Below are 20,463 nucleotides of genomic sequence, written 5' to 3' on the forward strand. Positions count from 1 at the left end.
TAATACCATGTTTGAGATCATGGATAGCCATTCAGACGAGGCGGTGATTAAAGTCATCGGTGTTGGCGGTGGCGGCGGAAACGCCGTTGAACATATGGTAAAACACAACATCGAAGGTGTTGAGTTTGTTGCCACAAATACAGATGCACAGGCGCTGCGTAAATCAGCGGCTGGCACTACGATTCAATTAGGCCGAGACGTCACCAAAGGACTTGGTGCTGGAGCGAACCCAGAGATTGGGCGTCTAGCGGCTGAAGAAGATAGAGAAAATATCCGCAATGCGATCAAAGGATCTGACATGATCTTTATTGCTGCGGGGATGGGCGGTGGTACAGGTACCGGTGCTGCGCCAGTGGTGGCAGAAATTGCCCGAGAAGAGGGCATTCTAACCGTTGCTGTAGTGACTAAGCCTTTTCCTTTCGAAGGTAAAAAGCGCATGGCCTATGCTGACCAAGGCATCGAAATGCTCGCTAAGCATGTCGACTCTTTGATCACTATTCCCAACGAGAAACTGCTTAAAGTTTTAGGTCGTGGCACCTCTTTACTCGACGCTTTTGCTGCCGCGAACAACGTGCTGCTTGGTGCTGTACAGGGGATTGCCGAACTCATTACTCGTCCTGGTCTTATCAACGTGGATTTCGCGGATGTGAAAACCGTGATGTCTGAGATGGGTAATGCCATGATGGGTACGGGTGTTGCGAGTGGTGAAGATCGCGCTGAAGAGGCTGCAGAAGCTGCGGTTGCAAGCCCATTGCTTGAAGATATCGATCTCGCGGGTGCACGTGGTGTACTTGTGAATATCACTGCAGGCATGGACATGAGTATCGAAGAGTTTGAAACTGTCGGTAATCACGTTAAGGCCTATGCATCAGATAATGCCACTGTGGTAGTGGGCGCAGTTATCGACCCAGAAATGAGCGATGAACTACGTGTAACTGTTGTTGCAACCGGTATTGGTGCAGAGAAGAAGCCTGACATTCAGTTGGTGTCTAAGCCTGCTCCTCGTCAAGAGCAAGTGGCTGCAGCAGAAGTAAAGATCGAATTACCAGTTGATGAAGCTATGCCACAAGCGATGGGTGCAGGTAATGTAGTGCCAGTTGCACAACCTGCTTCCGCGACGGCGCCTAAAAGCGATCTTGATTATTTAGATATTCCAGCGTTTTTGCGTAAGCAAGCTGACTAATTGGGTTGTTAGACATTGCTAGTGACTGCGATGACCAAAATTAGCACTTAAGCCATTAAAACGCTAAATTTTGGTTAATTGGCAAAGATATGCTAGCATGTCCGACCTGCCGCGCCTTTTGCGCTGCTTTGTTGTGCAAAAATAGTATGCTTTTTGTTGAGGTATAACGGGTAAATACATGATTTTTCAAAGAACTGTTAAAGAAATGGTTAAGACCACTGGTGTCGGATTGCATTCCGGTAACAAGGTGACTTTGACGATCAAACCCGCGCCAGTTAATACTGGGATCGTATTGGTTCGTACTGACTTAACCCCTAGCGTTGCGATTGCAGCCAAAGCGGATCAAGTTCGTGAAACAACCATGTGTACGGCGCTGGTAAATGACGATGGTGTTCGTATTTCTACGATTGAACATCTGTTTGCTGCGTTAGCGGGGTTAGGGATCGACAATGCAGTTATCGACGTCGATGCGCCCGAAATTCCGATCATGGATGGCAGTGCTAGCCCATGGGTTTTCCTATTGCAATCAGTTGGCATTCAAGAGCAAGCGGCAGCTAAAAAATATCTAAGAATCAAGCGCCCTGTGCGTGTTGAAGATGGCGACAAGTGGGCAGAGTTACGTCCATTTAAAGGGTTCAGAGTCGATTTTGCTATCGATTTTAATCATCCTGAAATCGCCAGAAGTCAGCAGCATATGGTGATGGATTTTTCATCGTCTGCATTCGTTCGTGATATCAGCCGTGCGAGAACCTTTGGGTTTATGCGCGACATCGAATATTTGCGAGCCAATAACCTGGCGTTAGGTGGCAGCATGGAAAATGCCGTTGTGCTTGATGAATATCGCGTCCTCAACCCCGATGGTCTGCGTTATGAGGATGAGTTTGTTAAGCACAAAATACTCGATGCATTCGGTGACCTTTATGTCGCTGGTCATGCCATTGTTGGCGAATTCTGTGCCTATAAAACGGGGCATGCACTTAATAATCAATTGGTGCGCGCCTTGTTAGCCGAGCAAGATGCTTGGGAGTTAGTGAGTTTCGAGAAAGAAGAAGAGGCTCCAGTGAGCTTCGCGGTGCCGACCAGCGCCACTTTCGCCTAATTCAGTATTAGGATTGCCTTGAACGGCTGGCTAAAGCAGCCAGCCGTTTTAGTTTTTGTCCTAAAGAACCTTCTGTATGTTCTGCAAGCGCCTGTATATGGGCTGCAGCAGTTTCGCTTATTTGGTTGTGAGCCGGCTTTGATTTTGTTGCATACATATTCAGGCCTGGGTTGACTTTAACCTCAATAGCGGACAGCATGGGAAGCGTTTCGACTTGTAACTGTTGTAACATTTTGGGCTTTTGAAAATTAATTCGTGCAGCCCATGCTGCAGTGGTGGTTTCGATAACGAGCACACCTTGACGGAAATTGGCAACTTTTAGATGTTCCGTGACAGGACCAGTTATCACCTGTTTCACATAGTGATCCAAGTGAAGTAATAGTTCTGCTTTTTCAGCAATGGAAGGTAATTGACCTTGCTGATGTAGTAGCTGACTGAGATCCTGCGGGGGCTTTTTCATAACATAATAAAATGGCTTAATTAGGCTATGAGTGTAACAGTTTTTATTCAGGGTCGAAATGGTGCCACGCGCTGGCAACCTGGAAAGCGTTGGTTGTTACTCCCTGTTTTGCTAATTGCTGCAGGAACAGGGGTTTATCAACACAATGCAAAACAACTTGAGCAGCAACAAACGAGCGTGGATAACGAGCGTGTTGCGCGCGAAGATCAAAAGCATCAACTCATCGAGTTAAAAGGTGCTACCGAATCCCAATTGGCAATGTTGGTGACTCATGTCGCCCGTATGCAAGCGAAAGTGGCTCGTTTAGAGGCGCTTGGCCAGCAAGTTGCTAAAGATTACAAACTCGAAGATCAATTCGATTTCTCTTCTGAAGTCGGTGTTGGCGGCCTGAGTGAACTGGGCAGCAATATCGAACTCGATCAGCTTATTCAAGATATGGATAGGCTAGTGTCACGAATAGATAACAATAATGTTCAATTATCACTACTTGAAACAGTGACATCTAATCTCCATATAGATGATGAGCGTTATATATCGGGGCGTCCCATCCAGAAAGGTTGGTTATCTTCCCCCTATGGTTTACGTAATGATCCTTTTAACGGTAGAAGAACGATGCATAAAGGTATCGATTTTGCCGGAAAAGAGGGGACCGATGTTGTGGCTACCGCTGGTGGTGTCGTGACTTGGTCAGGCAATATGTTTGGATATGGCGAGTTGGTTGAAATTGATCATGGCAATGGTCTACGTACTCGTTATGGGCACAATAAGTCTTTGTTAGTAGCTATAGGTGATGTGGTCGCAAAAGGCGAGAGTATTGCCAAAATGGGAAGCACAGGGCGTTCAACTGGCCCCCATGTGCATTATGAAGTGTTGCGTGGTGGGCAGCAGATAGACCCACAAAAATATGTCTACCGCAAGGCAGGTTAAACTTAAAATAGGCTTTTAGACTCTGTAGAGAGTCAGCCAATAACATAAAAAGTGGTTCAGATGTTTGGTAAATTACTGACAAAAATATTTGGTAGTCGTAACGATCGCACCCTTAAAACACTCGGTAAGATTGTCACTAAGATTAACGCTCTCGAGTCTGACTTTGAGAAGCTCTCAGATGATGAGCTCAAAGCGAAGACGGCAGATTTTAAGGCCCGTATCGAATCAGGTCAGTCACTAGACGATGTTATGCCTGAAGCATTCGCTGTGGTGCGTGAAGCATCTAAGCGTGTATTCGAGATGCGTCATTTCGATGTGCAGTTACTCGGTGGTATGGTGCTCGATAGTAACCGTATCGCAGAGATGCGTACTGGTGAAGGTAAGACATTAACCGCAACGCTACCAGCTTACCTTAATGCCCTAACAGGCAAAGGGGTTCACGTCATTACCGTGAACGATTATCTCGCACGCCGCGATGCTGAAAATAACCGCCCACTGTTTGAATTTCTTGGCATGACTGTCGGTATTAACGTTGCAGGTTTAGGGCAAGCCGAAAAGAAAATGGCTTACGACGCTGATATTACCTACGGTACTAACAATGAGTTTGGTTTCGATTACCTGCGTGACAATATGGCGTTTTCGCCAGCTGAACGTGTACAACGTCCGCTTCACTACGCCTTGATCGATGAGGTCGATTCGATTCTTATCGATGAAGCTCGTACACCGCTTATTATTTCGGGAGCCGCCGAAGACAGCTCTGAACTTTACATTAAGATCAACACGCTTATCCCTCATCTTATCCGTCAAGAGAAAGAGGATACAGAGGAAGAGATCGGTGAAGGTGATTACTCGGTTGACGAGAAAGCCAAGCAAGTTCATATGACCGAACGTGGTCAAGAGAAAGTTGAAGTGTTATTGACTGAGCGCGGCATGTTAGCCGAAGGCGATTCTCTTTACTCTGCTGCAAACATCTCGTTACTGCATCACGTTAATGCCGCATTACGTGCGCATACCCTATTCGAAAAAGATGTTGACTATATCGTGCAAGATAATGAAGTGATCATTGTCGATGAGCATACTGGTCGTACTATGCCAGGTCGTCGCTGGTCGGAAGGCTTGCATCAAGCAGTCGAAGCTAAAGAGGGCGTTCATATTCAAAATGAAAACCAGACATTGGCATCGATCACCTTCCAGAACTTTTTCCGTCAGTATGAAAAACTCGCGGGTATGACGGGTACAGCAGATACTGAAGCGTTTGAGTTCCAGCATATTTATGGCCTAGATACAGTCGTTATCCCAACTAACCGTCCAATGGTTCGTAAAGATAATGCTGACTTGGTTTACCTGACTGCTGAAGAGAAATACGACGCCATTATCAAAGATATTATCGGCTGTCGTGAACGTGGTCAGCCAGTGCTTGTCGGTACCGTATCCATTGAACAATCTGAACTGCTTAATAGCCTATTAAAGAAAGCGAAGATCCCCCATGAAGTACTTAATGCTAAGTTCCATGAGCGTGAAGCCGAAATTGTGGCACAAGCGGGTCGTATTGGTGCGGTAACCATTGCAACTAACATGGCGGGTCGTGGTACGGATATCGTGCTTGGTGGTAACTGGAATATGGAGATCGAACAACTCGATAACCCCACAGCGGAGCAAAAAGCCAAGATAAAAGCCGATTGGCAGATCCGCCATGACGAAGTTGTTGCGGCCGGTGGTTTACATATTCTCGGTACCGAGCGTCACGAGTCTCGTCGTATCGATAACCAGCTACGTGGTCGTTCGGGTCGTCAAGGTGATGCGGGTTCTTCACGTTTCTACCTATCTATGGAAGATAGCTTAATGCGTATCTTTGCTTCAGATCGCGTATCTTCGATGATGAAGAAGCTAGGTATGGAAAAAGGGGAAGCGATTGAGCATCCTTGGGTTTCTCGCGCCATTGAAAATGCCCAACGTAAAGTAGAAGCACGTAACTTCGATATTCGTAAGCAATTACTTGAATTCGATGATGTCGCTAATGATCAACGACAAGTGGTTTATGCTCAGCGTAATGAACTCATGGATGCAGAAAGCATTCAAGATACTATCGTTAATATCCAAGCCGATGTGGTGAACAGTCTTATCGACCAGTATGTTCCACCACAATCTGTCGAAGAGTTATGGGATATTGCTGGCTTAGAGACTCGTCTTGAGCAAGAGTACGCATTGAAGATGCCTGTTCAAGAATGGCTAGATAAAGAAGAAGATCTTCATGAAGAAACACTTCGTGAACGTATTGTCGATATGTGGGCTAAGGCATATAAGGCAAAAGAAGAGATGGTCGGTGCTCAAGTACTACGTCAATTTGAAAAAGCAGTAATGCTGCAAACTCTTGACGGTCTGTGGAAAGAGCATTTAGCAGCGATGGATCACCTACGTCAAGGTATTCACTTACGTGGCTATGCGCAGAAGAACCCTAAGCAAGAGTACAAGCGTGAATCGTTTGAACTTTTCCAACAAATGCTTGATACCTTAAAGCATGATGTGATTAGCGTCTTGTCAAAGGTACAGGTTCAGGCTCAGTCTGATGTTGAAGAGATGGAAGAGCGTCGTCGCCAAGAAGAAGCTAAGATCCGTCTTGATTATCAACATGAAGAAGCCGAGGCATTAGTCGGTGCTGAAGAGGCGCAAGCACTTGCAGCGACACAACCAGTTGTCCGTGACGGTGAGAAGGTTGGCCGTAATGACCCATGCCCATGTGGTTCGGGTCGCAAGTATAAGCAGTGTCACGGCAAGCTAAGTTAATTCGTTAGTTTACCTATAATAGAAAAAGCCATCCTTAGGATGGCTTTTTTGATCTTGGCGTAGGCTCAAATGGCCTCCAAAGCCTATGTTTGTGGATAACTTTGGGGGTAAATGGTGTGTATGGTGTGACTATCTAAAAAGATCGAAAAAAGTCTGATTTTTATTGAAAAAGCACTTGCGCCCATCCAAGAACTCCCTATAATGCGCATCCACTGACACGGCAAAGCTCGCAGAGACAAGTCGAAACACTAAGTTGCTAAGTTAATAAACCTAGCTTACAAGGTGTTCAGGCACTGAAAAGTGCCGCATCAAAAAGTTTTCAAAAACTGCTTGACGCGAACACGGGAATGCGTAGAATACGCAGCCCTAGCCACTTGGAACTACCGAGATGTGCTAACGCTCTTTAACAATTTATCAAGTAATCTGTGTGGACACTCGCAGGTGTTGAGTTATTCGAAATTGCTTTTCTGTCTTCGGATGTAAAGCAATCAAAAATTTTACTCAATGTAAGATGAGTGTTCATAGCAATATGTACAACATGTTAGAGATTCTTCCGAGTCTTTAATGTGGAATCAGAATTCATTGAGCCGAAGCTTTTAGCTTCAACAAAACTTTAATTGAAGAGTTTGATCATGGCTCAGATTGAACGCTGGCGGCAGGCCTAACACATGCAAGTCGAGCGGTAACAGGAATTAGCTTGCTAATTTGCTGACGAGCGGCGGACGGGTGAGTAATGCCTAGGGAACTGCCCAGTCGAGGGGGATAACAGTTGGAAACGACTGCTAATACCGCATACGCCCTACGGGGGAAAAGAGGGGACCTTCGGGCCTTCTGCGATTGGATGTACCTAGGTGGGATTAGCTAGTTGGTGAGGTAATGGCTCACCAAGGCGACGATCCCTAGCTGTTCTGAGAGGATGATCAGCCACACTGGGACTGAGACACGGCCCAGACTCCTACGGGAGGCAGCAGTGGGGAATATTGCACAATGGGCGCAAGCCTGATGCAGCCATGCCGCGTGTGTGAAGAAGGCCTTCGGGTTGTAAAGCACTTTCAGCGAGGAGGAAAGCTTAAGCGTTAATAGCGTTTAGGTGTGACGTTACTCGCAGAAGAAGGACCGGCTAACTTCGTGCCAGCAGCCGCGGTAATACGAGGGGTCCAAGCGTTAATCGGAATTACTGGGCGTAAAGCGTACGCAGGCGGTTTGTTAAGCGAGATGTGAAAGCCCCGGGCTCAACCTGGGAACTGCATTTCGAACTGGCAGACTAGAGTCTTGTAGAGGGGGGTAGAATTTCAGGTGTAGCGGTGAAATGCGTAGAGATCTGAAGGAATACCGGTGGCGAAGGCGGCCCCCTGGACAAAGACTGACGCTCATGTACGAAAGCGTGGGGAGCAAACAGGATTAGATACCCTGGTAGTCCACGCCGTAAACGATGTCTACTCGGAATTTGGTGTCTTGAACACTGGGTTCTCAAGCTAACGCATTAAGTAGACCGCCTGGGGAGTACGGCCGCAAGGTTAAAACTCAAATGAATTGACGGGGGCCCGCACAAGCGGTGGAGCATGTGGTTTAATTCGATGCAACGCGAAGAACCTTACCTACTCTTGACATCCACAGAATTTGGTAGAGATACCTTAGTGCCTTCGGGAACTGTGAGACAGGTGCTGCATGGCTGTCGTCAGCTCGTGTTGTGAAATGTTGGGTTAAGTCCCGCAACGAGCGCAACCCTTATCCTTATTTGCCAGCACGTAATGGTGGGAACTTTAGGGAGACTGCCGGTGATAAACCGGAGGAAGGTGGGGACGACGTCAAGTCATCATGGCCCTTACGAGTAGGGCTACACACGTGCTACAATGGCAAGTACAGAGGGTTGCAAAGCCGCGAGGTGGAGCTAATCTCACAAAGCTTGTCGTAGTCCGGATTGGAGTCTGCAACTCGACTCCATGAAGTCGGAATCGCTAGTAATCGTGGATCAGAATGCCACGGTGAATACGTTCCCGGGCCTTGTACACACCGCCCGTCACACCATGGGAGTGGGCTGCACCAGAAGTAGATAGCTTAACCTTCGGGAGGGCGTTTACCACGGTGTGGTTCATGACTGGGGTGAAGTCGTAACAAGGTAGCCCTAGGGGAACCTGGGGCTGGATCACCTCCTTACCTATACGACTAACTTAATGTTTGTTGAGTGTTCACACAGATTACTTGATAGAAAGAAAGAGCAAAAATATCGAAAGATAATTTTTGAGGGATTTAATTCAGTAAGAATTAAATAACCAAAAAGAATGGGTCTGTAGCTCAGCTGGTTAGAGCGCACCCCTGATAAGGGTGAGGTCGGTGGTTCAAGTCCACTCTGACCCACCAAATCTTCGTTTATTCTACGTTAACTTGTTACTCGTTTAGTGAACTAAACGTCGCAACAAGTTGCCTTGACTAAACTCGATTTGGCTTCGCCAAAATTATTTGGCATTCGATATATTTGTTTGACTGCATGTAAATGGGGCTATAGCTCAGCTGGGAGAGCGCCTGCCTTGCACGCAGGAGGTCTGCGGTTCGATCCCGCATAGCTCCACCATTTACTTGCACATGGATAGAGATGCCAAAGATAAATGAAAAATTTATCTTTGGCTTTTTTAAGCCCGCTCTTTAAAAATTTGGAAAGCTGATAGTGTTGATGTGAAAGGGACTGTAATTACTTACATTGTAGGTGGTTATGGTTTGTAGCATTGACGCGAAAATTAAAATTGAGTTCTCAAACACTTAAATCAAGTGCCGAATCATTACCTTTAATTAGGATGATGATTCATGAGTATTCTTTTGGCGAAAGTAAACACCATTAGTTACGATACAACGTCCGAGCTTACCCGCTTGGATAGGATGTGATTTGTAGACATTAGTTTATGAAACTCATTTGGGTTGTATGGTTAAGTGACTAAGCGTATACGGTGGATGCCTTGGCAGTCAGAGGCGATGAAGGACGTAGTAACTTGCGAAAAGCGTTGGCGAGCTAGTAACAAGCATTTGAGCTAACGATGTCCGAATGGGGAAACCCGGCAGCATAAGCTGTCATCATTAAGTGAATACATAGCTTAATGAGGCGAACGAGGGGAACTGAAACATCTAAGTACCCTCAGGAAAAGAAATCAACCGAGATTCCCCTAGTAGCGGCGAGCGAACGGGGATTAGCCCTTAAGCGTAGAGGGTGTTAGTGGAATGTGTTGGAAAGCACAGCGGCACAGGGTGATAGCCCCGTACATGAAAACTAACTTTACGTGAAAACGAGTAGGACGGGACACGTGACATCTTGTCTGAACATGGGGGGACCATCCTCCAAGGCTAAATACTCCTGACTGACCGATAGTGAACCAGTACCGTGAGGGAAAGGCGAAAAGAACCCCTGTGAGGGGAGTGAAATAGAACCTGAAACCGTATACGTACAAGCAGTGGGAGCGGTTCTTGAGACCGTGACTGCGTACCTTTTGTATAATGGGTCAGCGACTTACATTTTGTAGCGAGGTTAAGCGAATAGCGGAGCCGTAGGGAAACCGAGTGTTAACTGCGCGTTTAGTTGCAAGGTGTAGACCCGAAACCCGGTGATCTAGCCATGGGCAGGTTGAAGGTTGAGTAACATCAACTGGAGGACCGAACACACGTATGTTGAAAAATGCGGTGATGACTTGTGGCTGGGGGTGAAAGGCCAATCAAACCGGGAGATATCTGGTTCTCCTCGAAAGCTATTTAGGTAGCGCCTCGAGCGAATACCATTGGGGGTAGAGCACTGTTAAGGCTAGGGGGTCATCCCGACTTACCAACCCTTTGCAAACTCCGAATACCAATGAGTACTACTCGGGAGACACACGGCGGGTGCTAACGTCCGTCGTGAAAAGGGAAACAACCCAGACCATCAGCTAAGGTCCCAAAGTTATTGCTAAGTGGGAAACGATGTGGGAAGGCTTAGACAGCTAGGATGTTGGCTTAGAAGCAGCCATCATTTAAAGAAAGCGTAATAGCTCACTAGTCGAGTCGGCCTGCGCGGAAGATTTAACGGGGCTAAGCAATACACCGAAGCTATGGGTACTAGCGCTTGCGCTAGTGCGGTAGAGGAGCGTTCTGTAAGCCGTTGAAGGTGAAGGGGTAACCCACGCTGGAGGTATCAGAAGTGCGAATGCTGACATGAGTAACGATAATGGGGGTGAAAAACCCCCACGCCGAAAGACCAAGGGTTCCTGTCCAATGTTAATCAGGGCAGGGTGAGTCGACCCCTAAGGCGAGGCCGAAAGGCGTAGTCGATGGGAAACAGGTTAATATTCCTGTACTTCTGCTAACTGCGATGGAGAGACGGAGAAGGCTAGGCTAGCGCGGCGTTGGTTGTCCGCGTTTAAGGCAGTAGGTGGTGCACTTAGGCAAATCCGGGTGCACATACACTGAGAGTTGATGACGAGGTTCTACGGAACTGAAGTAGTTGATGCCATGCTTCCAGGAAAATCTTCTAAGCTTCAGGTTAGCAGGAATCGTACCCCAAACCGACACAGGTGGTTGGGTAGAGAATACCAAGGCGCTTGAGAGAACTCGGCTGAAGGAACTAGGCAAAATGGTACCGTAACTTCGGGAGAAGGTACGCTCCTGTTGGTGATGAGACTTGCTCTCTAAGCTGACGGGAGTCGCAGATACCAGGTGGCTGCAACTGTTTATCAAAAACACAGCACTGTGCAAACTCGCAAGAGGAAGTATACGGTGTGACGCCTGCCCGGTGCCGGAAGGTTAATTGATTGGGTTATCTTCGGAGAAGCTCATGATCGAAGCCCCGGTAAACGGCGGCCGTAACTATAACGGTCCTAAGGTAGCGAAATTCCTTGTCGGGTAAGTTCCGACCTGCACGAATGGCGTAATGATGGCCACGCTGTCTCCAGCCGAGACTCAGTGAAGTTGAAATTGCGGTGAAGATGCCGTATACCCGCGGCTAGACGGAAAGACCCCGTGAACCTTTACTATAGCTTGGCACTGAACATTGACCCTACATGTGTAGGATAGGTGGGAGACTTAGAAGCAGGAACGCCAGTTCTTGTGGAGTCAACCTTGAAATACCACCCTTGTAGTGTTGATGTTCTAACTCTGGCCCCTGAATCGGGGTTGAGGACAGTGCCTGGTGGGTAGTTTGACTGGGGCGGTCTCCTCCCAAAGAGTAACGGAGGAGCACGAAGGTTGGCTAAGTACGGTCGGACATCGTACGGTTAGTGCAATGGCATAAGCCAGCTTAACTGCGAGACATACACGTCGAGCAGGTACGAAAGTAGGTCATAGTGATCCGGTGGTTCTGAATGGAAGGGCCATCGCTCAACGGATAAAAGGTACTCCGGGGATAACAGGCTGATACCGCCCAAGAGTTCATATCGACGGCGGTGTTTGGCACCTCGATGTCGGCTCATCACATCCTGGGGCTGAAGTCGGTCCCAAGGGTATGGCTGTTCGCCATTTAAAGTGGTACGCGAGCTGGGTTCAGAACGTCGTGAGACAGTTCGGTCCCTATCTGCCGTGGGCGTTGGATGATTGAAGGGAGCTGCTCCTAGTACGAGAGGACCGGAGTGGACGAACCGCTGGTGTTCGGGTTGTCATGCCAATGGCATTGCCCGGTAGCTACGTTCGGAATCGATAACCGCTGAAAGCATCTAAGCGGGAAGCGAGCCCTAAGATGAGTCATCCCTAGGACTTTAAGTCCTCTAAAGGGCCGTAGGAGACTACTACGTTGATAGGCAAGGTGTGTAAGCGTTGTGAGGCGTTGAGCTAACTTGTACTAATGACCCGTGAGGCTTAACCATACAACCCAAAAGGGTTTCGTAAGCAATGGTTACTGAATCAGAAGAATACAAGTACTTGATTGAAGTGCGGACTCAAATTAACTCTTGAATAAAGAGTGCAGCTTTCTAAATTTCCAAATTTGTCTGGAAACCATAGCATTGTGGTCCCACCTGATCCCATCCCGAACTCAGAAGTGAAACGCAATCGCGCCGATGGTAGTGTGGGGTCTCCCCATGTGAGAGTAGGTCATTTCCAGACACTAATTTCGCTTAACCTTTATGGTATAAGCAAAATAACCAAGCGCATTTAGAGTAAGACGCATAGTTATTTAACAGTTTTGTGCTGATATGGCTCAGTCGGTAGAGCGCATCCTTGGTAAGGATGAGGTCCCCAGTTCGATTCTGGGTATCAGCACCATGATTAAAACACATTTAGTGTTAACAAAATTTGTCTGGAAACCATAGCATTGTGGCACCACCTGATCCCATCCCGAACTCAGAAGTGAAACGCAATCGCGCCGATGGTAGTGTGGGGTCTCCCCATGTGAGAGTAGGTCATTTCCAGACGCCTAATTTACTCATAAAGAGTAGCGAAAGCCACCTGAATAAGGTGGCTTTTTTGCGTTTGGGCCTTTAAATAACATCAGCGCTTACCTCTCGAACTTATACGATTCCATCTTTATACTAATTGGTATTATACCAATTAGTAATGATCTATGATCTAATATGCGCACCAACCTTAACCCGTATTCCAAATTGAAAACTTATAGTGCCGAAGAGCTTTTAGCTTTATCTAGAGCAGAAAAAGAACCTCGTAAACGTATGCGATTACTTGCCGTCGCTCTCTTCCTCGAGGGAAATAATCGTACTGATGTCGCCTTGAGGCTCAAAGTTGCCCGCGCTAGCGTCAACGCTTGGGTAGCTAAGTATCTTGCCAACGGTATCAAAGGGTTGGATGCTAAGAAAAATAAGGGACGTGATAGCTACTTAACCTCAAGTCAAAAGCAGCAACTCAGTGCCTACATAGAGGAACAATGCTCGAGTGATTCAGGTGGAAGACTGACAGGTGATGCGATCCTAAAATATGTCAAATATCACTTTAATGTTGATTACCATCCAAACGCGATTTACAAATTACTGGAACAATTAGGTTTTAGTTGGATAACGAGTCGTTCAAAACATCCTAAGCAATCAATAGAAGTCCAAGAGGCTTTTAAAAAAGTTCCAACTGGAAACGATCCTTAACATCCCTGGTAGTGTGGCGCTTGAGCGAGTTGATATCTGGTTTCAAGATGAGGCCCGCTTCGGGCAGCAAAACACGACCACACGTTTATGGGCAAGAAAAGGCACTCGTCCTCGCGCTATACGCCAGCAACAGTTCGAATATGCGCATTTCTTTGGCGCTGTTTGTCCGCAAACAGGCGATACTGAAGCGATGATCGTTCCTTACCTAAGCAAAGACGTCATGCGTCAGCATCTATCACTGATAGCACAAAGGACAAAACCAGGTAGGCATGCCGTTGTTGTCATGGATGGTGCAGGTTGGCATACAGCAGATCTCGCAGATGAGTTTAACAACCTTAGCATCATCAAATTACCGCCATACTCCCCTGAACTAAATCCGATAGAGCAAGTATGGAGTTGGTTACGGCAGCATCATTTAGCTAATCGCAGCTTTCAAGGATACGATGATATCGTTGCAGCCTGCTCTGATGCTTGGAACAACTTCATTAGCGATACGAAAAGAGTGATGTCTTTATGTCGTAGAGAGTGGGCAATAATGACTAAGTATTAAGATGGAATGGTATTATTTCAGACATGAACAATAGTGTTTATTTGTATGTTGTTTATAGCGCTGTAGAATAGCTATTCTATCGATAATAATAATCCTGCAGGAAGCGGAAATGAAAATCACTGAAATACTGACTAAAAAATTAACCGCTTTTTGGCTGCTATCTTTAGCTGCTGTAGCGTTTATCTTTTTATTTATCGCTTTGGTCAGTTTTGTTCAGCTAACCTATAAATTTCAACAACACCAGATGTCCGAATTTGAGTTGATGTTACTGCAGCATCAACAGCAGCATCAATTAAAACACCTCGATATTTGGTTACCGCAAATACTCTCTGCCTATAAGGCTCAGCATTTTTTGTTAACTCGTAATGGTGAAGTGGTTTATCAGTATGAAAATTCCGATGATGAAACCAGTTTAGTGAATTACGAACGAGTAGTAAGCGAGCCTCTGGCATTAACATTTAATATCAGTTTACCGCAGCCCTTTGTACTTAATAATGTAAGTTGGCATGGTATGCTGATTTTTCTCTTCGGTGTCGCGGCCATATGGTTGTTTGTGCGCTGGGGCCATACTTGGTTAGCTCAGCAGCTTGAGGGGGTCGAAGAGCTCGCCAAGCGCAGTCATCTTATTTTGTCGGGGGATTATGATAAAGCTCTCGCTGAAAGCGGCCACGGTCGACCACGCTTGATTAATCGTGCATTGACACAGCTATTACTCGAACTTGAGGATGCCCAAAAACAACGTGCCCGCTTCGATCAGTTTATTCGCTCTAATACTTTTCTTGATCCTGAGACTGGAATAGGTAACCGTTTATTTTTAAAGAACCGACTCGACGCCTTAAGTAATGGTGAGGGCATGATGGCGCCTGGAGTGCTGCTTTTGTTAGAGATGGAAGATCTTGACCTACTTCAGCAGGAGATGAGTGAAGAGATGATCCATGAACTGCTCAGTCAAACGATTAGCGGGATAAGCAAGTTACTTGATACTCAAGCGAACAGTATATTCTCCCGTCGCTCTTATAATCAGTTTGCGATTGTTGTGCCGCAGATTTCGTTAGCTGATGTGGAAAAGCTTGCTGCTAAATTATTAAAAGTCTGCTTAGCTCAACCTCTAGATGGGGTTATCAACCAAAATGATTTTTTTCATATCGGATTGGCGTATTTCAAGGTGGGAGAGAGTAAAGAGCAGTTGCTCGAAGAAGCTGAGATGGCTTTGAGGGCTGCCCAATTCCAAGGCAATAGTAGTTGGTTTATGTATGATAAAGGCGCTGTGGATGGAGAATTTGCTCGAGGCACTGTACGTTGGCGTAGCTTTTTAGAATATGCCTTGGTAAACAAACGGGTTGTTGCTTTCTCCCAACCAGTAATGGATAGCGATGGCCTCGAACATCACAAAGAGATCTCTTGCCGGCTTCGAGATAACAGTGGTGGACTGGTGCGTGCGACGCTGTTTTTACCAATGGCGATAAAGTGTGGTTTGACTCCGCAGATAGAGCGTCAGGTGATTGAGGCCGTGCTGTTTGATCTACTGGTGAGTAATGCTAATCCTGATGCTAGATACAGTATCAACTTAAGTTTAGATACCTTAACTAGCCGCGCGTTTATTCGCTGGTTAAAAACCACTTTACTCGAATACCGCCACCTCGCTTCGAAACTTATTTTTGAGGTGAACGAAGATATCTTGGTTCATAATATTGATAAATTAAGGCCGCCTTTGGACATGATCAGCAAGATGGGGGCTAGTTTGTGTGTCGATCGAGTGGGTCAACAAGTGGTGAGTATGGAATATATTCAAGCCTGCAAAATCGATATCATTAAGCTGCATCGTTCAATCGTGAGACAAATTCATCTACGTCAGGAAAATCAACTGTTTGTAAGGAGTATTATCGGGGGATTGTATCGCTCCGAAGTACAGTTTTTTGCCGAAGGTATTGAGTCATTTGAAGAGTGGCAAACATTGAAAATTTTAGGGGTGAGTGCAGGCCAGGGAAGTCTCTTTAGCGAGCCGATGGAGGAAGTTTAATCTCGTTATTTTTCTGTTGTTATTGAGGCTGGTTTGCTGCCTTTTGGTTGCAACCTCGCAGTTAAAGCAATCTATCTCATTGATATTGGTTTTTTTCTATAAAATTAACAGATTAGGCGCTACAATAATGATAGTTTTTTGACGCTTGATCGCTCATGAGTTTGTATAGTTGTTATTCGTGGGTCTTTTTAGTGGGCAATTGGGGATTCTCAACTTTGCTTGAGCATTGGATAACGGACAAGCCTTGATGAAAAATAATCTTTTGAGTAAGTTTGCCTTTTGGCAAAAGAAACACAATAGAGTCGACTTAGGTGTGTATATCAACACCGATGGAATGACTGTCTATCAGGCTGAGTCGCTATTGCGTCAAATTCCACTGATTAAGCAAGACTGGCGTACAGCTTTTCAAACCCTAGTTGAGCAAGTTCCTGGTGCCAATATTCAGATCGTCTTAAGCAGCGACTATTATCAACTCTTGGTTGTTGATAAGCCTGCGGTTGACGATGAAGAGATTGGCCAAGCGTTGCAATGGTCGATTAAAGATATGGTATCAAAACCCATTGCCGAGCTTCATTTCGATTATTTTGAGTCTCCTCAAGCTAACAATAATAAGCTAACTGTGGTGGTTGTCGATCGTCAGGTGATGACGGCTCTCGCTCTTGCCGCCCAGCAATGTGATGTGGCGATTGCCGGGATCAGTATTGAAGAGATGGCAATTAGCAACCTATCTGAGAATGAAAACCTAGCTAAATTAGTCTTATCCCACGAGCCAAATCACGAGCTTAAATTGACTGTGATTAAACGGGGCGCGCTTTATATGCAGCGAAGCGTCAGAGGGTTTAATCAGATTGATGTTGTGACAGCAGACGATTTACGCTTAGGTGTAGCTGATAACCTGAGTCTGGAGTTGCAACGTTCCATGGACTATTTTGAAAGCCAGTTACGTCAAGCGCCAGTCGCCTCAATAGAGTTACTGATGGGCGGAGCAAAAGAAGAATTGGCCCGTTTGTTATCGGCAAATTTTGATCAACAGGTCAATACTATTCCATGTCAGCATGTTGCCGATAAATTTGCCGAGTTGGCTTTCGCCGAGTTTAATCATGATCGTGAACTGGAGGTGGCTTAGATGGTGCCTAAACAGCGAGTTAACCTGTTCAACGAGTCCTTACTACCTCCCAAGCTGAGATTATCCTTTGTAAAGCTAACGCAACTTACAATAGGTCTTGTGGTGTTGCTGCTGATAGCCAATCTAATTAGTTATCTAAGTGTGAGTGATTTAACTCAGCAAAAATCGAGTTTGACACAACAAAAAACCAGTTATGATCAGCAAAAGTCGCAACTTGAAAATCAGATTGCAGCCAGAGCCGCTTCACCTGCTTTAGTGGCTGAGGTTGATCTAATGACTCAACAGCTGGAAGTGAAGCGTCGATTGTTAGGTGAGCTGGGTAATGTTCAAGCGCTTACGAGTCGTGGTTACTCTTCATTATTGACCGATTTAGCAACGGTTTCAGACAGCTCTATCTGGTTGAGTCGCATTCATGTGCTTGAAAATGAGTTTGAATTTGAAGGCTACAGTAGTGCTCCGCTCAATGTGCCTCAGTGGGTCGAACGACTAAAGCAAGTTGAGACGCTAAAGGGGCAGGCGTTCAGTACATTAACGATGAGTCGCGGAGAAGGTGAGCCTTTGTCTTTCATACTGCGCAGCCGTGTAGTCGTGGAGGAGACTGCGCAATGAAAACTAAATTTAATCAATTAGCTGAAAGGTTTGACCAACTTTCACGGCGTGAGAGGGTGATGGTTGCTTTAGCCGTGATCATTGTCTTGGGGATGTTGCTTTATCTACCTATCGAGTCACAGTGGCTCGAGCGTAGTCATCTGCAAAGAGATGTAAAATCATTAACTTCTGAGAATGCTATTTCGGTTCAACAAATTGCACTGTATCAAGAACGATTAGCACAAGATCCCGACGATGATTATAGACAGCGCCAGATAACCCTGATCCAGCAAACCGCTGCTATTGACGAACAACTCTCGTTCCAAATGGTTGATATGGTTCCTGCTGAACATATGCCCGCCATGTTGAGTGAATTATTAGGGCGGGTGAAAGGTGTTAAATTATTGGCGTTCGATACCATTACTCCAAAACCATTACTGGCCGCTGCCGATGACAGCAAATTGAACCTCTATAGCCATGGTATAAAACTAGAATTAGTGGGAGATTATTTCTCAACATTACGTTTTGTGCAGGCTGTTGAAAACATGCCAAATAAACTTTATTGGAAACAGCTAGATTATTCTGTGGCCGATTACCCTAAGGCGAGTGTGGTGTTGGAGCTCTATACCTTAAGTATCAATAAGGATTTTATCAGTGTCGCGAATCAAGGTTAACTCACTTTCAGCACTGCTGTTTATGGTGCTATTGATGGCAACTTATTTTGTCCAAGCCCAATCTCTACGAGATCCTACTCGGCCGGGAATTGGTGGTGTGTCTATATCGGAAAATCCGCAAAGTGTTACAGAAAAACTTAAGCTAAACAGTGTACTGATATCAAGCGGCAGTGCTACGGCTATTTTTAATAATAAGATCTATGCCATAGGCGATTTGGTTCAGGGTGTAAAAATTGTGCGTATAAATAATAAAGGTGTTTGGCTCGCTGATGGCCGCCAGTTTGCTTTATACCAAGCCGTAACAGAGACGAAGGGACAATAAATGACAGCTATAAAAACAATTACGCCTCTACTAGTGCTTTTATTAGTGGCATGTCAGACAACCGACCGTCCACAACCTGTCGAATCTAAATCGACGCTTTCTGATTCCATTGCTAGTGAAACGGCCAAGCAAGTACCGCCGCCAGCAGCCGTGATGCCCGATTCTGTGCAACGTGAATTATCTGCAAACACCCTACTCAGTGGGGTATCTCCAGTTATGCCTACTGAGCGCCGTTTTGATGTATCGGCAAATGATGTTGATGCAAGAGTCTTTTTTCCTAGCTTGATTCAAGGAACGCCTCTTAGCGTTGCCGTACATCCTGACGTAACGGGAACCATCTCCTTATCGTTAAAAGGGATCACCTTGAGCGAAGCGTTGCAGGTTGTAGAAGATATTTATGGTTATGAAGTGAGTCGAGATGGTCGAGTTTTACGAGTATTTCCCGCGGGTATGCGAACTGAAACCTTTCCGTTAAATTACCTGTATATGGAGCGCCAAGGGTTATCGTTAACTTCGGTGAATTCTGGCCGTATTTCAGATAGTAATAACTCGAATAATAGTAACAATAGCAATAATAACGGCAATAGCAGCAACAATAACTCGAGTAACAACTCGAACAATAACTCAAGCAATAGCGGCAGTAACGAAACGACCAACGGTACTTTTATCCGGTCTACAACCAAAACCGACTTTTGGGGTGAGTTGAAAGAAACATTAGTCTCAATCGTAGGAGAAACCGGTGGTGGACGTCAGGTTGTGGTGACTCCTCAAGCAGGATTAGTCACTGTTCGCGCTTACCCTAATGAATTACGTCAGGTAAAAACCTTTCTGCAAACTGCAGAAAGTCATCTGCAACGCCAAGTTATTCTTGAGGCAAAAATTTTAGAGGTGACGCTCTCTGATGGCTTTCAACAAGGGATCCAGTGGGAAAATGTGTTAGGTAGTGCACTAGCCAATGGCAACACTAAGATCAATTTTGGTACGTCAGCGGGTGAGTTCGGCGATCAGATCTCTGCCGCATTAGGTGGGGTAACATCTCTTAAGATTTCCGGTTCAGATTTTTCTAGCATGATCACGCTGCTCGATACTCAAGGTGATGTAGATGTGTTATCTAGCCCTCGTGTGACCGCATCTAACAACCAAAAAGCGGTGATAAAAGTAGGTCGTGATGAGTATTTTGTTACCGATGTTTCATCGACCACAACCGTCTCAGGAGTTACGCCAGTGACTTCGCCTGAGGTGGAGTTAACACCATTCTTTTCGGGTATTGCGCTGGATGTGACACCACAAATAGATGAAGAGGGCAATGTGCTACTACACATCCACCCTTCAGTTATCGATATCAAAGAGCAAAATAAGTCGATTAAGGTGTCGGAAAACACCCTAGAACTGCCGTTAGCCCAGAGCGAGATCCGTGAGTCTGATACCGTCATTAAGGCGAAGACTGGTGATGTTGTGGTGATCGGTGGTTTGATGAAGAGTGAGAATATTGAATTAGTATCAAAAGTGCCTCTGCTTGGCGATATTCCTTTCTTGGGAGAAGCCTTTACGAACCGAGCCAATTCTTTGAAAAAGACTGAACTCGTGATTTTGCTTAAACCTACCGTGGTTGGTGCTGATACATGGAAAACCGAGTTAGAGCGTTCAAAAGCTTTGCTAGACCGTTGGTATCCAGAAGACAAAAAGGAGTAAA

Annotated in this window: 12 protein-coding genes, 3 tRNA genes and 4 rRNA genes; 18 read left to right on the forward strand and 1 reads right to left on the reverse strand. The window is 45.9% G+C overall.

The window, feature by feature from the left end:
• Positions 1-7: 7 nt before the first annotated feature.
• Both ftsZ and lpxC read left to right on the forward strand, forming a co-directional pair.
• Complete coding sequence (gene ftsZ / locus K0I62_RS01975; protein ID WP_220069892.1) at positions 8-1,183, forward strand: cell division protein FtsZ; 1,176 nt, start codon at positions 8-10, stop codon at positions 1,181-1,183.
• 178 nt (positions 1,184-1,361) lie between these two features.
• Positions 1,362-2,282 carry a UDP-3-O-acyl-N-acetylglucosamine deacetylase gene (gene lpxC / locus K0I62_RS01980; RefSeq protein ID WP_220069893.1) on the forward strand — a complete coding sequence of 307 codons (921 nt, stop codon included), beginning with the start codon at positions 1,362-1,364 and terminating at the stop codon, positions 2,280-2,282.
• A gap of 7 nt (positions 2,283-2,289) precedes the next feature.
• Here lpxC and K0I62_RS01985 read toward each other — a convergent pair whose 3' ends face one another.
• Positions 2,290-2,742 (reverse strand): DUF721 domain-containing protein, encoded by a 453-nt coding sequence (locus K0I62_RS01985; protein WP_220069894.1) that lies wholly within the window; start codon positions 2,740-2,742, stop codon positions 2,290-2,292.
• A 27-nt stretch (positions 2,743-2,769) separates the two neighbouring features.
• Here K0I62_RS01985 and K0I62_RS01990 point away from each other — a divergent pair, with 27 nt between their 5' ends.
• The 16 genes from K0I62_RS01990 (at position 2,770) to mshL (ending at position 20,462) form a co-directional block, all read left to right on the forward strand.
• Complete coding sequence (locus K0I62_RS01990) at positions 2,770-3,669, forward strand: M23 family metallopeptidase (RefSeq protein WP_220069895.1); 900 nt, start codon at positions 2,770-2,772, stop codon at positions 3,667-3,669.
• A 60-nt stretch (positions 3,670-3,729) separates the two neighbouring features.
• Complete coding sequence (gene secA / locus K0I62_RS01995; protein ID WP_220069896.1) at positions 3,730-6,453, forward strand: preprotein translocase subunit SecA; 2,724 nt, start codon at positions 3,730-3,732, stop codon at positions 6,451-6,453.
• Positions 6,454-7,067: 614 nt separating this feature from the next.
• Positions 7,068-8,610 (forward strand): 16S ribosomal RNA (locus tag K0I62_RS02000).
• Between the two features lie 127 nt (positions 8,611-8,737).
• Positions 8,738-8,814 (forward strand) — tRNA-Ile (locus K0I62_RS02005).
• Between the two features lie 135 nt (positions 8,815-8,949).
• Positions 8,950-9,025: transfer RNA gene (locus K0I62_RS02010), tRNA-Ala, on the forward strand.
• A gap of 347 nt (positions 9,026-9,372) precedes the next feature.
• Positions 9,373-12,266 (forward strand): 23S ribosomal RNA (locus tag K0I62_RS02015).
• 122 nt (positions 12,267-12,388) lie between these two features.
• Positions 12,389-12,504: ribosomal RNA gene (gene rrf / locus K0I62_RS02020) — 5S ribosomal RNA — on the forward strand.
• Between the two features lie 83 nt (positions 12,505-12,587).
• Positions 12,588-12,663 (forward strand) — tRNA-Thr (locus K0I62_RS02025).
• A 33-nt stretch (positions 12,664-12,696) separates the two neighbouring features.
• Positions 12,697-12,812, forward strand: a 5S ribosomal RNA gene (gene rrf / locus K0I62_RS02030).
• Together the 16S, 23S and 5S rRNA genes with 3 tRNA genes alongside form the textbook arrangement of a ribosomal RNA operon.
• A 159-nt stretch (positions 12,813-12,971) precedes the next feature.
• A protein-coding gene (locus K0I62_RS02035; RefSeq protein WP_220068015.1) for an IS630 family transposase occupies positions 12,972-14,040 on the forward strand; the annotation gives its coding sequence in 2 pieces (ribosomal slippage) (positions 12,972-13,468 and positions 13,467-14,040; 1,071 coding nt in all).
• A gap of 109 nt (positions 14,041-14,149) precedes the next feature.
• The gene (csrD, locus tag K0I62_RS02040) at positions 14,150-16,060 is read left to right on the forward strand and encodes an RNase E specificity factor CsrD (RefSeq protein ID WP_220069897.1); all 1,911 of its coding nucleotides are present in this window, start codon (positions 14,150-14,152) and stop codon (positions 16,058-16,060) included.
• A gap of 247 nt (positions 16,061-16,307) precedes the next feature.
• Entirely contained in the window at positions 16,308-17,186 is an 879-nt protein-coding gene (locus tag K0I62_RS02045) for an MSHA biogenesis protein MshI (protein ID WP_220069898.1), read from the forward strand.
• Complete coding sequence (locus K0I62_RS02050; protein WP_220069899.1) at positions 17,187-17,795, forward strand: fimbrial assembly protein; 609 nt, start codon at positions 17,187-17,189, stop codon at positions 17,793-17,795. It begins immediately after the preceding gene.
• Positions 17,792-18,448 carry an MSHA biogenesis protein MshJ gene (locus tag K0I62_RS02055; protein WP_220069900.1) on the forward strand — a complete coding sequence of 219 codons (657 nt, stop codon included), beginning with the start codon at positions 17,792-17,794 and terminating at the stop codon, positions 18,446-18,448. The genes K0I62_RS02050 and K0I62_RS02055 overlap by 4 nt, the downstream gene beginning before the upstream one ends.
• A complete protein-coding gene (locus tag K0I62_RS02060) occupies positions 18,429-18,770 on the forward strand; it encodes an MSHA biogenesis protein MshK (RefSeq protein WP_258405064.1) in 342 nt (113 codons plus the stop codon). The genes K0I62_RS02055 and K0I62_RS02060 overlap by 20 nt, the downstream gene beginning before the upstream one ends.
• Positions 18,771-20,462, forward strand: a complete 1,692-nt coding sequence (mshL, locus tag K0I62_RS02065) for a pilus (MSHA type) biogenesis protein MshL (RefSeq protein WP_220069901.1) — start codon at positions 18,771-18,773, stop codon at positions 20,460-20,462.
• Position 20,463 lies beyond the last annotated feature (1 nt).

Source organism: Shewanella psychrotolerans, assembly GCF_019457595.1.
Lineage (GTDB): Bacteria > Pseudomonadota > Gammaproteobacteria > Enterobacterales > Shewanellaceae > Shewanella > Shewanella psychrotolerans.

Bases quoted from the DNA above. Each gene is read 5' to 3' on its own strand.
- K0I62_RS02050 (WP_220069899.1), top strand. From the start codon at position 17,187: ATGGTGCCTAAACAGCGAGTTAACCTGTTCAACGAGTCCTTACTACCT.
- K0I62_RS02045 (WP_220069898.1), top strand. From the start codon at position 16,308: ATGAAAAATAATCTTTTGAGTAAGTTTGCCTTTTGGCAAAAGAAACAC.
- K0I62_RS01990 (WP_220069895.1), top strand. From the start codon at position 2,770: ATGAGTGTAACAGTTTTTATTCAGGGTCGAAATGGTGCCACGCGCTGG.
- secA (WP_220069896.1), top strand. From the start codon at position 3,730: ATGTTTGGTAAATTACTGACAAAAATATTTGGTAGTCGTAACGATCGC.
- csrD (WP_220069897.1), top strand. From the start codon at position 14,150: ATGAAAATCACTGAAATACTGACTAAAAAATTAACCGCTTTTTGGCTG.
- lpxC (WP_220069893.1), top strand. From the start codon at position 1,362: ATGATTTTTCAAAGAACTGTTAAAGAAATGGTTAAGACCACTGGTGTC.
- K0I62_RS02055 (WP_220069900.1), top strand. From the start codon at position 17,792: ATGAAAACTAAATTTAATCAATTAGCTGAAAGGTTTGACCAACTTTCA.
- ftsZ (WP_220069892.1), top strand. From the start codon at position 8: ATGTTTGAGATCATGGATAGCCATTCAGACGAGGCGGTGATTAAAGTC.
- K0I62_RS01985 (WP_220069894.1), bottom strand. From the start codon at position 2,742: ATGAAAAAGCCCCCGCAGGATCTCAGTCAGCTACTACATCAGCAAGGT.
- mshL (WP_220069901.1), top strand. From the start codon at position 18,771: ATGACAGCTATAAAAACAATTACGCCTCTACTAGTGCTTTTATTAGTG.